This window comes from Ignavibacteriales bacterium, from assembly GCA_020635255.1.
In the GTDB taxonomy this organism is placed as follows: Bacteria; Bacteroidota; Ignavibacteria; order Tepidaquicellales; family Tepidaquicellaceae; genus JAEYVS01.
Genome location: JACKAC010000001.1, coordinates 1,160,445 through 1,175,355, shown reverse-complemented (window position 1 = coordinate 1,175,355; position 14,911 = coordinate 1,160,445). Strand labels below are relative to the sequence as shown.

The 14,911-nt window shown below is 41.0% G+C and carries 15 protein-coding genes; 7 read left to right on the top strand and 8 right to left on the bottom strand.

Annotated elements, in window-relative coordinates; all coding sequences use genetic code 11:
* Window positions 1–148: 148 nt before the first annotated feature.
* Both H6614_05295 and H6614_05290 read right to left on the bottom strand, forming a co-directional pair.
* Complete coding sequence (locus H6614_05295) at window positions 149–2,569, bottom strand: S8 family peptidase (protein MCB9243067.1); 2,421 nt, start codon at window positions 2,567–2,569, stop codon at window positions 149–151.
* 173 nt (window positions 2,570–2,742) lie between these two features.
* Window positions 2,743–3,510: an SDR family oxidoreductase gene (locus tag H6614_05290; GenBank protein ID MCB9243066.1), complete on the bottom strand. Its 768-nt coding sequence runs from the start codon at window positions 3,508–3,510 to the stop codon at window positions 2,743–2,745.
* Between the two features lie 66 nt (window positions 3,511–3,576).
* Between H6614_05290 and pyk the strand changes: the two genes are divergently transcribed.
* The 3 genes from pyk to H6614_05275 all read left to right on the top strand — a co-directional run bounded on the left by pyk (window position 3,577) and on the right by H6614_05275 (window position 6,742).
* Window positions 3,577–5,013: a pyruvate kinase gene (gene pyk, locus H6614_05285; protein MCB9243065.1), complete on the top strand. Its 1,437-nt coding sequence runs from the start codon at window positions 3,577–3,579 to the stop codon at window positions 5,011–5,013.
* Complete coding sequence (ypdA, locus tag H6614_05280; GenBank protein MCB9243064.1) at window positions 5,003–6,040, top strand: YpdA family putative bacillithiol disulfide reductase; 1,038 nt, start codon at window positions 5,003–5,005, stop codon at window positions 6,038–6,040. Before pyk ends, ypdA begins: the two co-directional genes overlap by 11 nt.
* Before the next feature lie 144 nt (window positions 6,041–6,184).
* A complete protein-coding gene (locus H6614_05275) occupies window positions 6,185–6,742 on the top strand; it encodes a DUF922 domain-containing protein (GenBank protein ID MCB9243063.1) in 558 nt (185 codons plus the stop codon).
* Window positions 6,743–6,761: 19 nt separating this feature from the next.
* On the opposite strand, the gene H6614_05270 is transcribed toward H6614_05275, so the two are convergent.
* Together H6614_05270 and H6614_05265 are read right to left on the bottom strand one after the other, a co-directional pair.
* Window positions 6,762–7,028: a UBP-type zinc finger domain-containing protein gene (locus H6614_05270; protein MCB9243062.1), complete on the bottom strand. Its 267-nt coding sequence runs from the start codon at window positions 7,026–7,028 to the stop codon at window positions 6,762–6,764.
* Window positions 7,029–7,279: 251 nt separating this feature from the next.
* A complete protein-coding gene (locus tag H6614_05265) occupies window positions 7,280–8,755 on the bottom strand; it encodes a VWA domain-containing protein (GenBank protein MCB9243061.1) in 1,476 nt (491 codons plus the stop codon).
* Between the two features lie 142 nt (window positions 8,756–8,897).
* Between H6614_05265 and H6614_05260 the strand changes: the two genes are divergently transcribed.
* Window positions 8,898–9,155, top strand: a complete 258-nt coding sequence (locus H6614_05260; protein ID MCB9243060.1) for a hypothetical protein — start codon at window positions 8,898–8,900, stop codon at window positions 9,153–9,155.
* 165 nt (window positions 9,156–9,320) lie between these two features.
* Here H6614_05260 and H6614_05255 read toward each other — a convergent pair whose 3' ends face one another.
* A complete protein-coding gene (locus H6614_05255; protein ID MCB9243059.1) occupies window positions 9,321–9,473 on the bottom strand; it encodes a hypothetical protein in 153 nt (50 codons plus the stop codon).
* A 428-nt stretch (window positions 9,474–9,901) separates the two neighbouring features.
* Between H6614_05255 and groES the strand changes: the two genes are divergently transcribed.
* Both groES and groL read left to right on the top strand, forming a co-directional pair.
* The gene (gene groES, locus H6614_05250) at window positions 9,902–10,186 is read left to right on the top strand and encodes a co-chaperone GroES (protein MCB9243058.1); all 285 of its coding nucleotides are present in this window, start codon (window positions 9,902–9,904) and stop codon (window positions 10,184–10,186) included.
* A gap of 45 nt (window positions 10,187–10,231) precedes the next feature.
* Window positions 10,232–11,869 carry a chaperonin GroEL gene (groL, locus tag H6614_05245; GenBank protein ID MCB9243057.1) on the top strand — a complete coding sequence of 546 codons (1,638 nt, stop codon included), beginning with the start codon at window positions 10,232–10,234 and terminating at the stop codon, window positions 11,867–11,869.
* A 99-nt stretch (window positions 11,870–11,968) separates the two neighbouring features.
* On the opposite strand, the gene H6614_05240 is transcribed toward groL, so the two are convergent.
* From H6614_05240 to H6614_05230, 3 genes are read right to left on the bottom strand one after another with little or no spacing between them, the layout of a single operon-like run.
* Window positions 11,969–12,202: a hypothetical protein gene (locus H6614_05240; protein MCB9243056.1), complete on the bottom strand. Its 234-nt coding sequence runs from the start codon at window positions 12,200–12,202 to the stop codon at window positions 11,969–11,971.
* Window positions 12,203–12,237: 35 nt separating this feature from the next.
* The gene (locus H6614_05235) at window positions 12,238–13,062 is read right to left on the bottom strand and encodes a hypothetical protein (protein MCB9243055.1); all 825 of its coding nucleotides are present in this window, start codon (window positions 13,060–13,062) and stop codon (window positions 12,238–12,240) included.
* Between the two features lie 15 nt (window positions 13,063–13,077).
* Window positions 13,078–13,389 carry a hypothetical protein gene (locus H6614_05230; GenBank protein ID MCB9243054.1) on the bottom strand — a complete coding sequence of 104 codons (312 nt, stop codon included), beginning with the start codon at window positions 13,387–13,389 and terminating at the stop codon, window positions 13,078–13,080.
* Window positions 13,390–13,544: 155 nt separating this feature from the next.
* Here H6614_05230 and H6614_05225 point away from each other — a divergent pair, with 155 nt between their 5' ends.
* Complete coding sequence (locus H6614_05225; protein MCB9243053.1) at window positions 13,545–14,336, top strand: hypothetical protein; 792 nt, start codon at window positions 13,545–13,547, stop codon at window positions 14,334–14,336.
* Window positions 14,337–14,911: the final 575 nt, after the last annotated feature.

Sequence of the window (14,911 nt, the reverse complement as noted above, 5' to 3'; positions counted from 1 at the left end):
AATACATTAGGTTTATTAAAAAAAGTAAATTAAAAATTCCTGAATTTCAATGCGTTAATGGCATTTTCTCGTTCAAGTTTCATAAAAAATAAAAACCCCTCCCTGGAGGGGGATCCGGACAAGGGGTTTTTGATTGAGAGAAAATATATTACTTAAGTAATATCATTTTTTTAATATCGGTAAATCCCAGTGAGCTAATCCTGTAATAGTAAACACCACTGGATAATCCGCCGAAGAAATCTGCATCAAATTCTACACTATAGTTTCCGGCAGTTTTAACACCGTTTACAAGTACCCCTATCCTTCTGCCTACCGCATCGAAGACACTTATATTCACAAAACCGTCTTTAGCGATCGAGTAATTTATAAGCGTTGTAGGATTAAATGGGTTCGGGTAATTCTGTTGCAAAGTATACGATAGCTCCTGGTTAGTATTGCCTATTCCGCTTACCGATCCAAATGGGAAATTCGTACCAAAAGGTCTTGTCGTATAGTAAGCAGTTACCTGGTTCGTATCCAGTAAACCTACATCAACTGTATGCGTATTGTTTGCTGAAGCGGTTGTTCTGGCACAAAGGATTATCTTCCTTTCAGTGTCGAGGAATTTGAACTTAATTTCATCAAAAGTAAGCGGTCCGCTCTGGAATGGAAGCGATTTTAAGAGCACATCACCGGTGCTGACATTATTGCTATTGTCTGCATCATAATACAGATCGAACGAACTAATATGCGATCCTGATGCATTCGTTACCATACCAAACTGGATCGACTTGAGTGACCCAACTTGTGGATTTACATTGGTAGATATTTTAAGCCCAACTAACTCTTTCGCTGTATCGCTCGAAGCAAGTGTATTACTAATGAGCATGTTGCTTCCGCCGTTGATACCTTCGAGTGTAAATTTCGGAGACGTCGTCGCCGCTAATGCATCTATCCTTCCTGCTCCGTAACGGTTATCCTTACCCGGATCACCTTTTTCGACAGCTGTTAACTGGATCACTTTTGCTATATCCTGAGGGAGCATTTCCGGATTGATCGAAAGCATCAAAGCAACACAACCGGCTGTATGCGGAGTAGCAGATGATGTTCCTCCGAAGAGTGAACCATACCCCGTACCCGAGCTTACATACACAGCGATCGAATTCTGTCCGGGTGCTGTAACATCCGGCTTTATCAAGCCCATTGAATCGGGAACCTCTACCGGGGCTGTCCTGCTGTACGGATAATCCCTGTGATTAGGATCTATAGAATATGTGTATGTTCCCCATAATGCCCAGTTTCCCCATGTTGAAGGTCCGTATGGTGAGGTGGAATATATTACATCTGAATTAACTTCTACATTACCTACACCGATCGTCCCGCTTATGTTTCCTACTAATAATTGATCAGGATGTATCCATGGTGCAGGTACATTACCTGCGGTTGAAATATTCACCGGGATAGGTCTCGTAGTATTTACTGAACCTCCGTCATTACTTGTTGAATTTGTATGTATCATCCCAGCCGCGAGCGACATATCGCACGCAGTTCTAAACATACTGTAATCGGGTGGTGCCGGGCTTCCCGTATTTGGATTCCATTTCCAGCTCAGCGAACTCGTTACGATGTCAGCTCCCATTTGTAATGCATATTGGAAAGCCGCCCACTGCTCTGTTTGGCCGGAGCTGTTTCTCATCAGGATACATTTTGCTTCGGGAGCCACACCGGTCTGGTTGCCCATTGTTCCGTCGCCTATCACCGTACTCAGTGTAGCGGTACCGTGTGATGCTGTCGTTATATTATAGTTATTCGTCGTAAAATCCCATCCGACCAGGTCATCTACTTTTCCATTTCCGTCGTCGTCTACACCGTTTATGTCACCCGGATCGAATGCTGATGTCGTTCCGCTTCCGTAAATAACTGTCATACCATTGTGATTAATATCCTCACCCAGATTCTGATAAATGTTGTGCACTACGTCAGGATGTCTCCAGTGAAATCCGTCATCGGCATTTGCGACCAATACCCCTGCGCCCTTATTCCCATACGCCCATACATCATCGGCATTCATCAGGGTAATACCAGGATTTATTGTCATTATGTCGGATCTGGAAAAACTTGAAAACGGTGCACCGTATTTGGGTTCATCTGTCAGCTCGTTCGTCGGGTATGGATAGTCATAGTGAAGCATCTCGACATTGTCAAAATCGCTCGCCAGGTCCATTATTGTCTGCTCATCAGCCGATAAACGTATCGAATTGTTTATCCACAATACCTCATAATACCCTACGTTCCGCGATGCGAATTTCCCGTCGAGATATTCCCTTACGTCTCTCTGCCTTTGCTCAGCAAACGTCATGAGTCTTTGAATTACTACCTTGCGTCTCTCTGCCTTTGGCATATTGTACGGAAGATCTGCAAAATCCTGAAGCCTCATATGCTCATTGAAACTTATATATATAGGTATTTGCTCATAATCCTGTGACGAGTTCATTTTTTCCTGTAAATACGGATCTATCCTTGGGGTACTGTTAGCGCTTAATGGTAAATGCAAAAGCGCAGCGAAAATAATTAATATTATTCCCTTCATAAGTCAATTGAATTTAATTATGAAATAGTATCGGAAAAACTTTCTGCGTTGGAGGAATGAAATATATTCCTGAATTAAAATATCAGGATTTTTTTCTAAAACATCAACCTATTTAGAAGCGAAAAAGTTTTGACAAAAAAGTAAATACTGGTAAAATATTACGAAAAAGCTTTTTAACTCCTATGTACCATTGTCGAACTCGCCTGGTCTTTTGGAAGCAATATCATCTCGGCAACAACCATATTCTCACTGCATGTAACCACGAACAAAATTGCCTCGGCTACTTCATCCGGAGTTAGCGGCGTCATACCCTTATATACCGCCTTGGCTCTCTCATCATCTCCCCGGAATCTCACATTACTGAACTCCGTTTCAACAAGCCCCGGGTCTATCGTCGTCACCTTTACTCCCGTCCCATTTAGGTCCATTCTCATTCCCTTTGTAATTGCATCCACGGCATGTTTTGTCGCGCAGTAAACATTTCCCGCCGGATATACTTCGTGTCCCGCGATCGAACCAATATTTACCACATGCCCGGAGTTATTTGCCAGCATAAGCGGTATCACACACTTAGAAACATAGAGCAAACCCTTTACATTAGTATCTATCATCTCCTCCCAGTCATCCAGCACTCCTTCATGGATTTTATTTAATCCCCTTGATAGTCCGGCATTGTTTACTAATATATCTATCTTTTTCCACTCATCGGGTAATTCACTTACAGCTTTTTCGACATCATCGTAATTTCGCACATCCAGTTGCATTGTATAAACTTTCACACCACTTTTATCTAACTCACTTGCCGCTTCCTCCAGCCTTTCTTTTCTTCTTCCGGCAATAATTATATTGGCGCCATGTTCAGCAAGTAAATACGCCGTCGATCTTCCTATCCCGCTCGTCGCTCCCGTTATCAAAACCGTTTTATTTAATAGTTTTTTCATGTATAACTAACTTTAATTAAGTATAATTTATGAATATTTTATGAAAATGAAATAATTCTAATAAAATTGATATATAAAAAGACCAAAATAATCTGTACGATAGGTCCTGCAGTAGAAATCGAAGAAAAAATAGAAGCGCTCATCACTGCCGGTATGGACGGTGCGCGTCTGAATTTCTCACACGGCAACCATGAACAGCATCTGAGCTATATTAATAACATCCGAACCGTATGCGACAGGCTCCATAAAATGGTCGCGATCATTCAGGACCTCGGCGGTCCAAAGATTCGCATTGGTAAGCTCGAAAACGGACAACTTGAGATCAATAAAGGTGATAAAATTAATATATGCGCTGATCAGGTCATTGGAAATCATGAAAGAATATCCACTAACTACTCCGGCATCATCAACGATCTTAAAAAGGATCATCCTGTTCTTATAGATGACGGCACTCTGGAACTTAAAGTCCTTTCAAATGAACCGGATAGCAATTGCATCCACTGCGAAGTGGTTAGAGGGGGCATACTAAAAGAAAATAAAGGACTGAACCTTCCCGACACCGATATCAAGTTACATTCTCTAACAGAGAAAGATAAAAAAGACCTCGAATTCGGCCTCGAACATAATGTCGATTTTATTGCAATGAGTTTTGTGAGAAGCGCCGATGATATCTATTATCTGCGCTCGCTCATTGAAGAAAAGGGTAAGAAGGTTCCCATTATTGCCAAAATAGAACGCCGTGAGGCAATCGATAACATTGATTCTATCATTGAAGCATCAGACCTTGTTATGGTCGCGCGGGGTGATCTGGGTGTGGAACTTTCCACAGAGGAAGTCCCCGTCCTGCAGAAAATGATCATACGCAAATGCAACGAAAAGATACGACCTGTAATTACCGCTACGCAAATGCTCGACTCGATGATAGAACAGCCGATTCCGACCCGTGCTGAAGCGTCCGACATCGCTAACGCCATCCTCGACGGCACCGACTGCGTAATGCTGTCCGGTGAAACTTCCACCGGGGCATACCCTATTGAGTCGGTCGAGATGATGAAAAAGATCATCCTCCGCACCGAGACAATTAAAAAATCGTCCTACTTCCAGGAGCTTTTCGTTGAAGATTCTCCGGAAAATACATTGCATACGATTGCTAACTCAGCATCCGAAATAGCCGCGCGCCTTAATGCAAAGGCTATCATATGCATAACACACACTGGGAAAACTCCCCTGCTTTTATCGAATCACCGCCCGGGCGCGCAGATCATTGCCGCAACTTTTAACATGTCGGTGATAAGGTATTTCAAACTCATCTGGGGTGTCGAGTCATTGCTGATTAAAAAAGACGAGGACGGACGGGAGGAGTATAACGCGGTCCTGCATCAAATACGTGAGAAGATTCGCGATCACAAAATTCTTAACGCAGGTGACAGGGTTATTATCGTTTCTTCATTACCTCTCGCAGAAGGTGAATCTGCAAATAATATTTCCGTAAGTGCAATATGACATTATAATAATAGGAGCGGGTCCCATCGGGCTTGCATGCGGTATCGAAGCCGAAAAGAAAGGGCTTAGCTATCTCATTATCGAGAAAGGCTGTATCGTTAATTCGATCTTCCACTACCCTACTAATATGACGTTCTTCTCCACGTCGGAGAGGCTCGAACTCGGCGGGGTGCCTTTCGTATCACACGGAATGAAACCTACACGCCGTGAAGCGCTCGAATATTACCGCCGTGTCGCCGATTCTTACAAACTTAACATTCACACCTACGAAACTGTGGAATCCATAAAGGGTGTTAAACATGTAACCGCAAAAGAAGGCGAAACGATCACACTCGGCGGCGAAAAATTTACAATGATGAAATCCATCGACCTATCGGATGGCTACGTAGTAAAAACAAACAATCACTCATACATTACAAAATACATTATCATAGCAACCGGCTTCTATGACTATGCAGTTACAATGGATGTCCCCGGTGAAGACCTGCCTAAGGTCAGGCACTACTTCGATGAAGCCCACCCGTACGCTTACCAAAACGTCGCCGTCATTGGCGCGGGCAACTCAGCCGTCGATGTCGCGCTGGAAACATACCGCACCGGTGCTAACGTTACAATGGTTATTCGCGAACCTGAGCTCAAGAAAGGTGTGAAATACTGGGTGCGTCCCGACATAGAGAACCGCATTAAGGAAGGCTCTATCAAAGCATATTTCAACTCGACAGTAAAAGAAGTCAAGGAAAAGGAATTGGTAATTCTAACTCCGGAGGGCGAAATCACGATACCGAATGACTTCGTCTTTGCAATGACCGGCTATAAACCCGATTTTACTTTCCTGGAAAAGATCGGTCTTGAAGTGAAGGACAACATGCCCGTATTTAACCGCGATACCCTTGAATCCAGCAAACCCGGGATATTCTACGCCGGCGTCATACTCGGCGGTATGGAAACCGATAAACTCTTCATCGAAAACTCCATCGAACACGGCGAGAGAATAATCAAAGAGATTCTCAATCGGAAAGATTCATAAAACTCTCCAACTATCCTTTAATTAGGAATTTACAAACCAATACTTTTTGAAAAAAATTTCTTTGATTTTTCCTTAATATTATTTTACTATAAAGCACCTCTTCCTTCTTATCAAATTTTTAATTCAAAACTAAAATCAATGATCATGAAGACATTAATTTTACTATTTATAGTAATTTTTTCATTATTTTTTATGCAAGATGTCATAACAGCACAAATAAAAGTTACTGTTTCATCTGCAAGCGGATCTACCGACACGAAAGGAGTGAATTTCTCAAACCTAAAGTCATTCTTTGTTAATCTTCGGGATAAATTACCCGGCGACTGGAGTGGAAATGTTGAGTGGAAATATTACAACAAAGGCGATTCTATTTACCTCATTACTCTGATCCCTAAATATCGTATCATCCTGCCTAAATGGATTGAAGCATCTAGTCAACCCAAAGAATGCCAGGAAATATATGATAAAGAGATTGGGTATCTGGAGGAACACGAAAAAGAGCATCAACAAATTCTCGATGATCTATTGACAAAATTAGAAAATGAATTATCGAAAAAATCACCGCGAACATCTATATCGGATTTAGAAAAAATTATTGAAGAGTATAACGTTGAGCTGGATGACAAGACCAAAGAGTTAGACGATACCACAGACCATGGAAGAAAAGATCGTTCGTACGATTTACCTGAAACTTGTAAATAACTACTTATTGTAGGATCTTCTATCTATATCTCATAAACATATCATCTGGATAACAATAAGCCCAGTATTCATCCGGTTCAGACGATATCACAACCGGGTGTCCCATTTCGTTCGCATGTTTTGTCATGTGCCTGTTTGGTGAGTTATCACAGCAAAGCGTCGCCCCGCATGTCTGGCACGTCCTTAAATGCACCCATGTGTCGCCTGTCTTCACGCACTCCTCGCACTCGTATGCCTTTGCTGTCTTAAGATCTTCACCCGTAAAATGCCCGCAGTATTCGCTCATAATTATTTTTATTATAATATACGAATTATCTTTATCAGAATATATTATCATTATAGAAAAGAAACGCCATTATGGAAATCGGCGTTAAGAATTTCACGGCTTCGAAGCGTTCCTCGAAGAGGTGCAAGCACAATTTAAAAGGAGACCTTGCCCCGGTGCAAGATCTCCTTAATAAAGTAAGTAAAGAATAAATCAAATCTAACGCCCCTCTTCGTTAGCTGTAAGAGGGGCGAAGGTTGTGAGGTCACAGGCTACTCGTCCTGCTCCTCTTTACCCTTTCTTATATTATAATTATCATACTTTGCTGACTTCTGCATAGTACTTCTCTCTTCCTCTGTCTTATTCTCTACTCCGTCGAGGTCCTTTTCATACTTATCAAGACTTTCCATCTGCCTGTTCATCTCCGGTGAAGGCGCCAGTTCTCCAAACTCCTGCTGGATCTCATCCCTGCCCGTCTGAAGTCTTGCTCTTGCATCGTCATACCTGCCCTCGTCTGTAAGCTTCATTGCCTCTTCCATTATCTCGTTAGCCTCGAACATCGCTACCTGTTGCTGAACCTCTTCATCGAAGTTATCCCTGTATATCGACGCACTCTCCGTAGGAGTTATTGAAACGTCCTGGTAATCGGTCACCCATCTGCCGTTTTCGGTCGCATCGTTATATTGAAGATCGGCATAGAACTTCTGGTGCTTGCTTGATTTTTTGATCACGTCGAATTTCAATAGCACGGTCTTTCTTTCTCCCGCGAATATATCTTTAAAATCTATTGTTACACTGCTTCCCTCTGCATCATACGGGTAACCGAAAACCTTATTCAATCTGAAATAATCTGCCGGAAATTGTATCTTAACCTTTGCGTTCTGCCCTGCTAATGTACTGATGCCCCTGAGTTCCTCGGCAAATATTCTCGGTATCCTTTCCGGATTGTTAATGAAGTAATAATTTCCTCTGCCGTAATCGGCTATCGAACTCATCAGGTCCTCATTAAAATCACTTCCTACACCAAAAGTAGAAAGGACTATACCGTCGCGGTAGTTCTTTTCTTTCACCAGATCCTTTAGCTTGTAAACTTCAGTGATTCCCCTGTTCGCAATTCCATCGGAGAGCAAGAGCACTCTGTTCACGTAACCGCTTCTGTAAGTATCCTTCACCTGGTCGAATCCCTCCAGCATTCCGCCGCTGAGATTTGTATATCCGCCGGACTCCAGCCTGTTCACTTTATCCTTTAGATCGTAACGGCTCTCCATCTGCGAAGACTTCTGTAATACGTCCACATAGTCATCATACGTTACTATGGAAACATAATCATCGTAATTCAACTCGTCGAGAATGTAATTCACTGCCTCCTTCACATAGCCCAGCTTATTCGAACTATTCATCGAACCGCTTCTATCTACAACGATCGAGAGGTTCATCGGTGTCCTGTCCTCATTAGACACTTCGATGTTGTCGGCTTTTATATCCAGGTATAGATATACCTGCCCATTCTTCTCGTCGTAATAGTAGTTGTTATTCAAACGCATATCCATCTGGATATGACCGCTATTCCTACCTGCTTCCTTAGGAATTAAAAGCGTCTTTCCAAGCTTTCCAATGAAATTATTACCGCTTCCCGTTACCTTGTTGATGGTCAGTATCATTAGCGAAAACACGAACACCACCGACAAAATAACGAGAAAGTAGTTGCGGACGAAATTACTTTGTGAGTAGTCGTTGCTCTTTCTCATCTTTATTGATTTGATTTAGGTTAATTCCTTGATTTTATTACTCCGCTGTGGGGCATTATGTTCCCTTTATGATTATTTTATTTCAAAAAATTTCCTATATTTCATCACAACAAACTACCTAATCAAACCAAAATTATTAATTATGGGAAACTTACTTAAAACCCTCGGCATCTTTACCTATATTGTCGGTGGCATTATGGGAATATTGATCCTTTTTTCCAAAAACCGTTATAATGAAGGACTAAATGTTTATGTGGCTATTTCACTAATGTATTTTTCTCTGGTCCAGGGTACTCTGATGATCGTGATCAGTAAGACCTTTTCTAATACTGATAAGATAATGGATAAAGTCGATGAATTTTCGAAGGCATTCAAAGAATTCGAATGGAGATCTAAGTAAGTATCTATTCATCCCCAATACGGCTATATATAAATCGTAGGCGTACCCATACCCGCCATTGGTCTATGACTCATCGAGTCCTCGACTCGTGGAGTGATTCAAAACGGCATTATGGAAATCGTCGTTTAGAATTCCCGCTAACCATAACCCGCCCGAAGGCGGGTTTCAAGGCCATATGGAAATTGCCGTCAAGAAATTATGAGTGAAATGCGTCGTTCTTCCCGATTTTATCGGGAAAACGAGCGGCAAAAACTGTCTGAGTCCGCCATAGCGGACGAGTTTTTTTGCCGTAGCATTGAACGAAATAATTTTAGGCAATTTACGTAAGGCTGCCTTTTGCTTCTTTTGGGCAAGCAAAAGAAGTCGCCGAAGGCAATAATTTACACTAGCGGCCTTGATCTTTTTCTTCTTTTGGGCAAGCAAAAGAAGAAATAACATAACCCAAATTGGTCAGCAAAAGAAGAAATCAACAATTTCCATTAAGCCGCGCCCTTTGCCTGCCCCTACGGGGGTACTTTTGCGCGGTCAAAAGTACATAACAATATCATAATTCTTAAGATCAACCCATTCTCACGCACGTAAGTGCGACCCGGATTTCCCCTTTATCCATACCCCTTCCCCCAAAAATTCCCCCACTCTACCCTTTTCCTGCATTGCATTAAAAAATGAAACTTATTATTTTAGCACTCTGTTATAATAAGTGCTAATAACTATAATCATCTTATTAATTAAACATATATTAAAAAATGAACCTAAAACCACTTCAGGACAGAATTCTCGTTAAGCCGATGGAGGCTGAAGAGACCACATCCTCCGGTATCATTATCCCCGACACTGCAAAAGAAAAGCCTATGAAAGGCGAGATCGTTGCGGTCGGAAGCGGAAAAGTAACCGAGGATGGAAAATCAATTCCAATGGAGCTCAAAGTCGGCGATAAAGTACTTTACGGTAAATACTCCGGTACTGAAATCACTATAGATAACGTTGAATATCTCATTATGAGAGAATCTGATGTGTATGCTATCATCTAGATACACGACAATTAACAATTTTAATTTTAAAATTTTAATTATAATATTATGTCAAAAATAATCGAATTTAACAGCGAAGCAAGGAACGCTCTCAAAAAAGGCGTCGATACTCTTGCTAACGCGGTTAAGGTTACTCTCGGACCGAAAGGACGCAATGTCGTCATCGACAAAAAGTTCGGCGCCCCGACCGTAACCAAAGACGGTGTTACCGTCGCTAAAGAGATCGAGATCGAAGACCCGGTCGAAAATATGGGAGCGCAGATGGTTAAAGAAGTCGCTTCCAAGACTTCCGACGTCGCCGGTGACGGTACTACTACTGCTACCGTTCTCGCGCAGGCTATCGTCCGCGAAGGCCTCAAATTCGTCACATCCGGTGTTAACCCGATGGACATCAAAAGAGGCATCGACCTTGCTGTCGGTGAACTCGTAAAAGGTCTCAAAGAAATTTCAAACGACATCAAAGAAAGTAAAGAGATCGCCCAGGTCGGCGCTATCTCAGCTAATAATGACAAGTACATCGGCGACCTTATCGCCGAGGCTATGGATAAAGTAGGCAAAGACGGTGTTATCACTGTAGAGGAAGCAAAAGGTACCGAGACTATGGTCGACGTTGTTGAAGGTATGCAGTTCGACCGCGGTTACCTCTCCCCTTACTTCGTCACTAACGCCGAGACTATGGAAGCCGAGCTCGAAGACCCGTACATTCTAATACACGATAAGAAGATCTCCACTATGAAGGACCTCCTCCCTATCCTCGAAAAAACTGCGCAGGGCGGAAAGTCTCTCCTTATTATCGCTGAAGACATAGAGGGCGAAGCGCTCGCTACTCTCGTTGTCAATAAGCTCCGCGGTACGCTAAAAGTCGCTGCCGTTAAAGCTCCCGGATTCGGCGACAGGAGAAAAGCTATGCTCCAGGATATCGCTGTACTCACTGACGGTACCGTTATCTCTGAAGAGCAGGGCTACAAGCTCGAAAACGCGACCGTATCTTATCTAGGAAGCGCTAAGCGCGTTGTCATCGACAAGGACAATACGACCATCGTCGAAGGCGCAGGCAAGACCGAAGAGATACAAAAGCGGATCAAAGAAATTAAAGCACAGGTAGAGAACACCACATCAGACTACGACAAAGAAAAGCTCCAGGAGCGCCTTGCTAAGCTCTCCGGCGGTGTCGCGGTCCTTAAGATCGGTGCTGCTACCGAAGTCGAAATGAAAGAAAAGAAAGCTCGTGTGGAAGACGCTCTTCACGCTACTCGCGCGGCTGTCGAGGAAGGTATAGTTCCCGGCGGCGGTGTTGCTCTTCTCCGCGTTGCTAATAAGCTCGATAAAGTAAAAGCTGACAACCACGACATTCAGATCGGCGTGGACATAATCCGCAGGGCTATCGAAGAGCCCATCAGGCAGATAGTTCACAACGCAGGTCTCGAAGGCTCCGTTGTCGTTAACAAAGTAAAAGAAGGCGAAGGAAACTTCGGCTTCAACGCTGCTACCGATGAATACGAAGACCTGGTGAAAGCCGGCGTCATAGACCCGACTAAGGTAACACGCGTGGCTCTCGAAAACGCTGCATCAGTCGCTTCACTGCTACTCATGACGGAAGCAACCATCGTAGAGAAACCCGAAAAAGAAGCTGCACCAATGATGCCTCCGGGCGGAATGGGCGGCGGTATGGATATGTATTAATATCGATGTCATTCCCACGGAAGTGGGAATCCATAAGTAAAACTGTATTACCCCATAAAAACGAACCCCGCGTCAGCGGGGTTTTTTGTTAGAGATAATCTACGTGAGAGAATCTCTTGCTTTTTGCGCATCTTCCTTTGTTTGAAAATATAAATCTTCAGAATATTTTTGTGGCTCTGCAGTGATATGTAAACAATAAGGAGGTTTGTCTGGATAATAGGTATCCTTTTCAGAAGGTGAGATATCAAAACCCCTAACATTTTCGGAGTCAATTGTAACCTCCCGCTCTTTACCGCTTTCCCAGAAGCACTCAATTGTAATAAATTTTGGCATATTTTTATATAATTTTAATTAATGAGATAATAAATTTAATTGCTATTTTCTGAAGTAACGCGAGGTACTAGCTCTGTCATAGTATAATGGACAAATTGTTTTCCTAATTCTGTAAGCAAATATGGTTTGGTTGCTTCAAACGCAGATTCCATCGTCTTCGATTTTACACTCGTTTTTATTGGAGTTTTCTTTAAAAATCTTCCATCTTCAGTTGTATCTCTTGCCTGTCTAATAACTCCGCCCGTGCTTAAATCTCTTATTAATAACTTAAACAAATCTGCTTCAGCAGAATCTTCTCTTACTAATTCACCATACGTATTTATCCAAATATCATATCTAGTTACACCTGGTGTTTTATAAATTTCTTTTATCACCGCAAAGTGTGATTCATGGTACTGATCTAACCAATCTATAAATAATCTTATAACATCATCAGAACAAATTCGAGTACCAGCTGAGTTTTCAATTAAATTTGATACATATTTCCGCTTTTCATCTGTATCAGCTTCATCCCAAGATCTAAAAGCTTTTCTAACAATATCAAGATATTCTTCACTACTTATTCTATCACCAATTTCCTCTCCTATACTATCAAACCTCTTTGTAATTTCTAAAATTGTTAATCCTAATTTTTGCATTTTTTTGCTGTGTTCTTCAAGCCATTGATTTTGGATTTCCTCTTGCTTTGTATCTTTCTCTTCAGTCTTAAGACTTGCAGCTGCGGCAACAAAACCACCAACCCATGGAATACTACCAAGAGCAGCCAAAATAAACTTCGTTATAGCTTTTTGAAATTTTGAAGATCTGGTCTTTTCTAACTCAGATTTAAAGTGTATTAATTCTGTATTATTATTTTCAATTTCTTTGTTAAACAATTATAGTTTATTTATTCGGTTTTCTAAATTCTTCTTTGCTATTCCAATTTTATAAAGCTCTTTTATATTACTTATTGCAAACTGTTCATAAAAAGCATCATTTAAATAAAATTCCATTACCCAACTATTAGCTTTAAATAGTAATTCCCCAGCTTGATTAAGTCCAGAACTATTTGGTTTAAAACATTTTCTAAACTTCCAATCTGAAGGTATGTTAAGTTTCCTTACCTCATTTTCAATTTTTTCAAATAGTTGAGTTGAATACTGATCAGGTATTCCATCCCTTCCAATGGCAAGTATATTTCTTCTCATTTTAAAATTTGAATTCCAAAAATAGAAAATAGTTAAAGTTATTTTGGTAAGAAATTATTAGTAATTTTATTTATATTCAATATCGTATTTCATAAATAAAATTTTTATTATTCTATTTTAAATATTGTTTTCACAAATTATAATGAATAGTTTAAATGGAGAAAATTAAAAATAATGTAAGAATTCATTTTTTTTATATTGTCCTGATACTAAGCCTAATAATCATAACGTTACTTACTTTATACCTAGGAGGTGTAAAGATAATTGTCGATTATTTTACTTTTGGAATGACACTCACTTCAATGGCTCTTGCTGTGTTAGCAATCGTTTACGCTTATATTTCCAATGCTTCTTTTCATAATATTGTTGGTTCTTTGAAGGACGTTTCGCAAGATATTGAAGAAAACGCATTAACTTTAAATAATGCTACATCAGATCTTAAGAATAAGATTGAGCATGTTACGGAAAGTATTTCAGAAATTATTACTGAATCCACAGATAAAACTCATAAGCGATTAGATAGTTTTATTGAAAAAGTTGAAAGTTCAGCTAACGTTTCAAAAGAAATTCCAACAAAGGACAATATTGATAAAGTTAATGATGAAACCATAAAATCTTTACTAAAATACTCTTCTTTTAGTGGATTAATCGCATTATATATTGCTAATTATAGTTTTTCATCAACCAAGGAAATTAGTTTATACAAATTCGATGATGTTTATAGAATTTCCCTTTACTATCAGGGATTTTTGGTTGCCTTAAATAGCATGAGAATTACTAGTGGTGCACATTCTGCTTCTTTAAAAGTAACAGCGATTAATGATTATATATCCGCAAACATTGAGAAAGAACTAATTGCTCGAATAGAAAAAGAGAAACAAACTCATCCCAAATCAACTTGGGAAACTTCATTTACAAAAGTCAAAGACATTCTAGCTTCATTATAATTTGATCAAACGGCATTATGAAGATCGGCGATTAAAAATTTCCCGGCTTCAAGCGATTCCGGCGAAGCAGGAACGAACGGGTACTGTCTGAGCGAGGTCTTACCCCGATCTATCGGGGTTCGAGCGAGTTTAGCCGTTCGAGCGCAGAACACGGGGAATTTTAGACGATCTTCATTAAGCCGGCGCGTTTTGGTACTTTTGCGCGGTCAAAAGTACATACATTCTAAAAGAAAACAAAAAAGTATAGATACGTATCTAACCTTTTCTTCATTTAATACGCTTGACTTACATACTATCTTTGTACAGTTATTCGAATAACCAGTTCATTGCCGTTGGTTTTGTTTCTTAGTAGGCATGCCTTCGGCATCAATTGAACCGGTATTTACGGCAGGAACGGCATATCCGCGCTCCGCGGTGTTCTGTTTGTCTAACTTGCGCCGCTTTCACTGTTGCTTAAGCAGAGATTGCCAATGTCCCAGGTCGCTAGGCGGGCGGGACCGCTTGGTTACTTCACTTCGAAGGGTCTCTACCGGCAGCATAAGCTGTCCCTCCGGCATAAATTGCGAGAGGATCGT

Coding starts and splice junctions, on each gene's coding strand:
- H6614_05295 (MCB9243067.1), bottom strand. CDS start 2,569: ATGAAGGGAATAATATTAATTATTTTCGCTGCGCTTTTGCATTTACCA.
- H6614_05290 (MCB9243066.1), bottom strand. CDS start 3,510: ATGAAAAAACTATTAAATAAAACGGTTTTGATAACGGGAGCGACGAGC.
- H6614_05275 (MCB9243063.1), top strand. CDS start 6,185: ATGAAGACATTAATTTTACTATTTATAGTAATTTTTTCATTATTTTTT.
- H6614_05270 (MCB9243062.1), bottom strand. CDS start 7,028: ATGAGCGAATACTGCGGGCATTTTACGGGTGAAGATCTTAAGACAGCA.
- H6614_05265 (MCB9243061.1), bottom strand. CDS start 8,755: ATGAGAAAGAGCAACGACTACTCACAAAGTAATTTCGTCCGCAACTAC.
- H6614_05260 (MCB9243060.1), top strand. CDS start 8,898: ATGGGAAACTTACTTAAAACCCTCGGCATCTTTACCTATATTGTCGGT.
- groES (MCB9243058.1), top strand. CDS start 9,902: ATGAACCTAAAACCACTTCAGGACAGAATTCTCGTTAAGCCGATGGAG.
- H6614_05240 (MCB9243056.1), bottom strand. CDS start 12,202: ATGCCAAAATTTATTACAATTGAGTGCTTCTGGGAAAGCGGTAAAGAG.
- H6614_05230 (MCB9243054.1), bottom strand. CDS start 13,389: ATGAGAAGAAATATACTTGCCATTGGAAGGGATGGAATACCTGATCAG.
- H6614_05225 (MCB9243053.1), top strand. CDS start 13,545: ATGGAGAAAATTAAAAATAATGTAAGAATTCATTTTTTTTATATTGTC.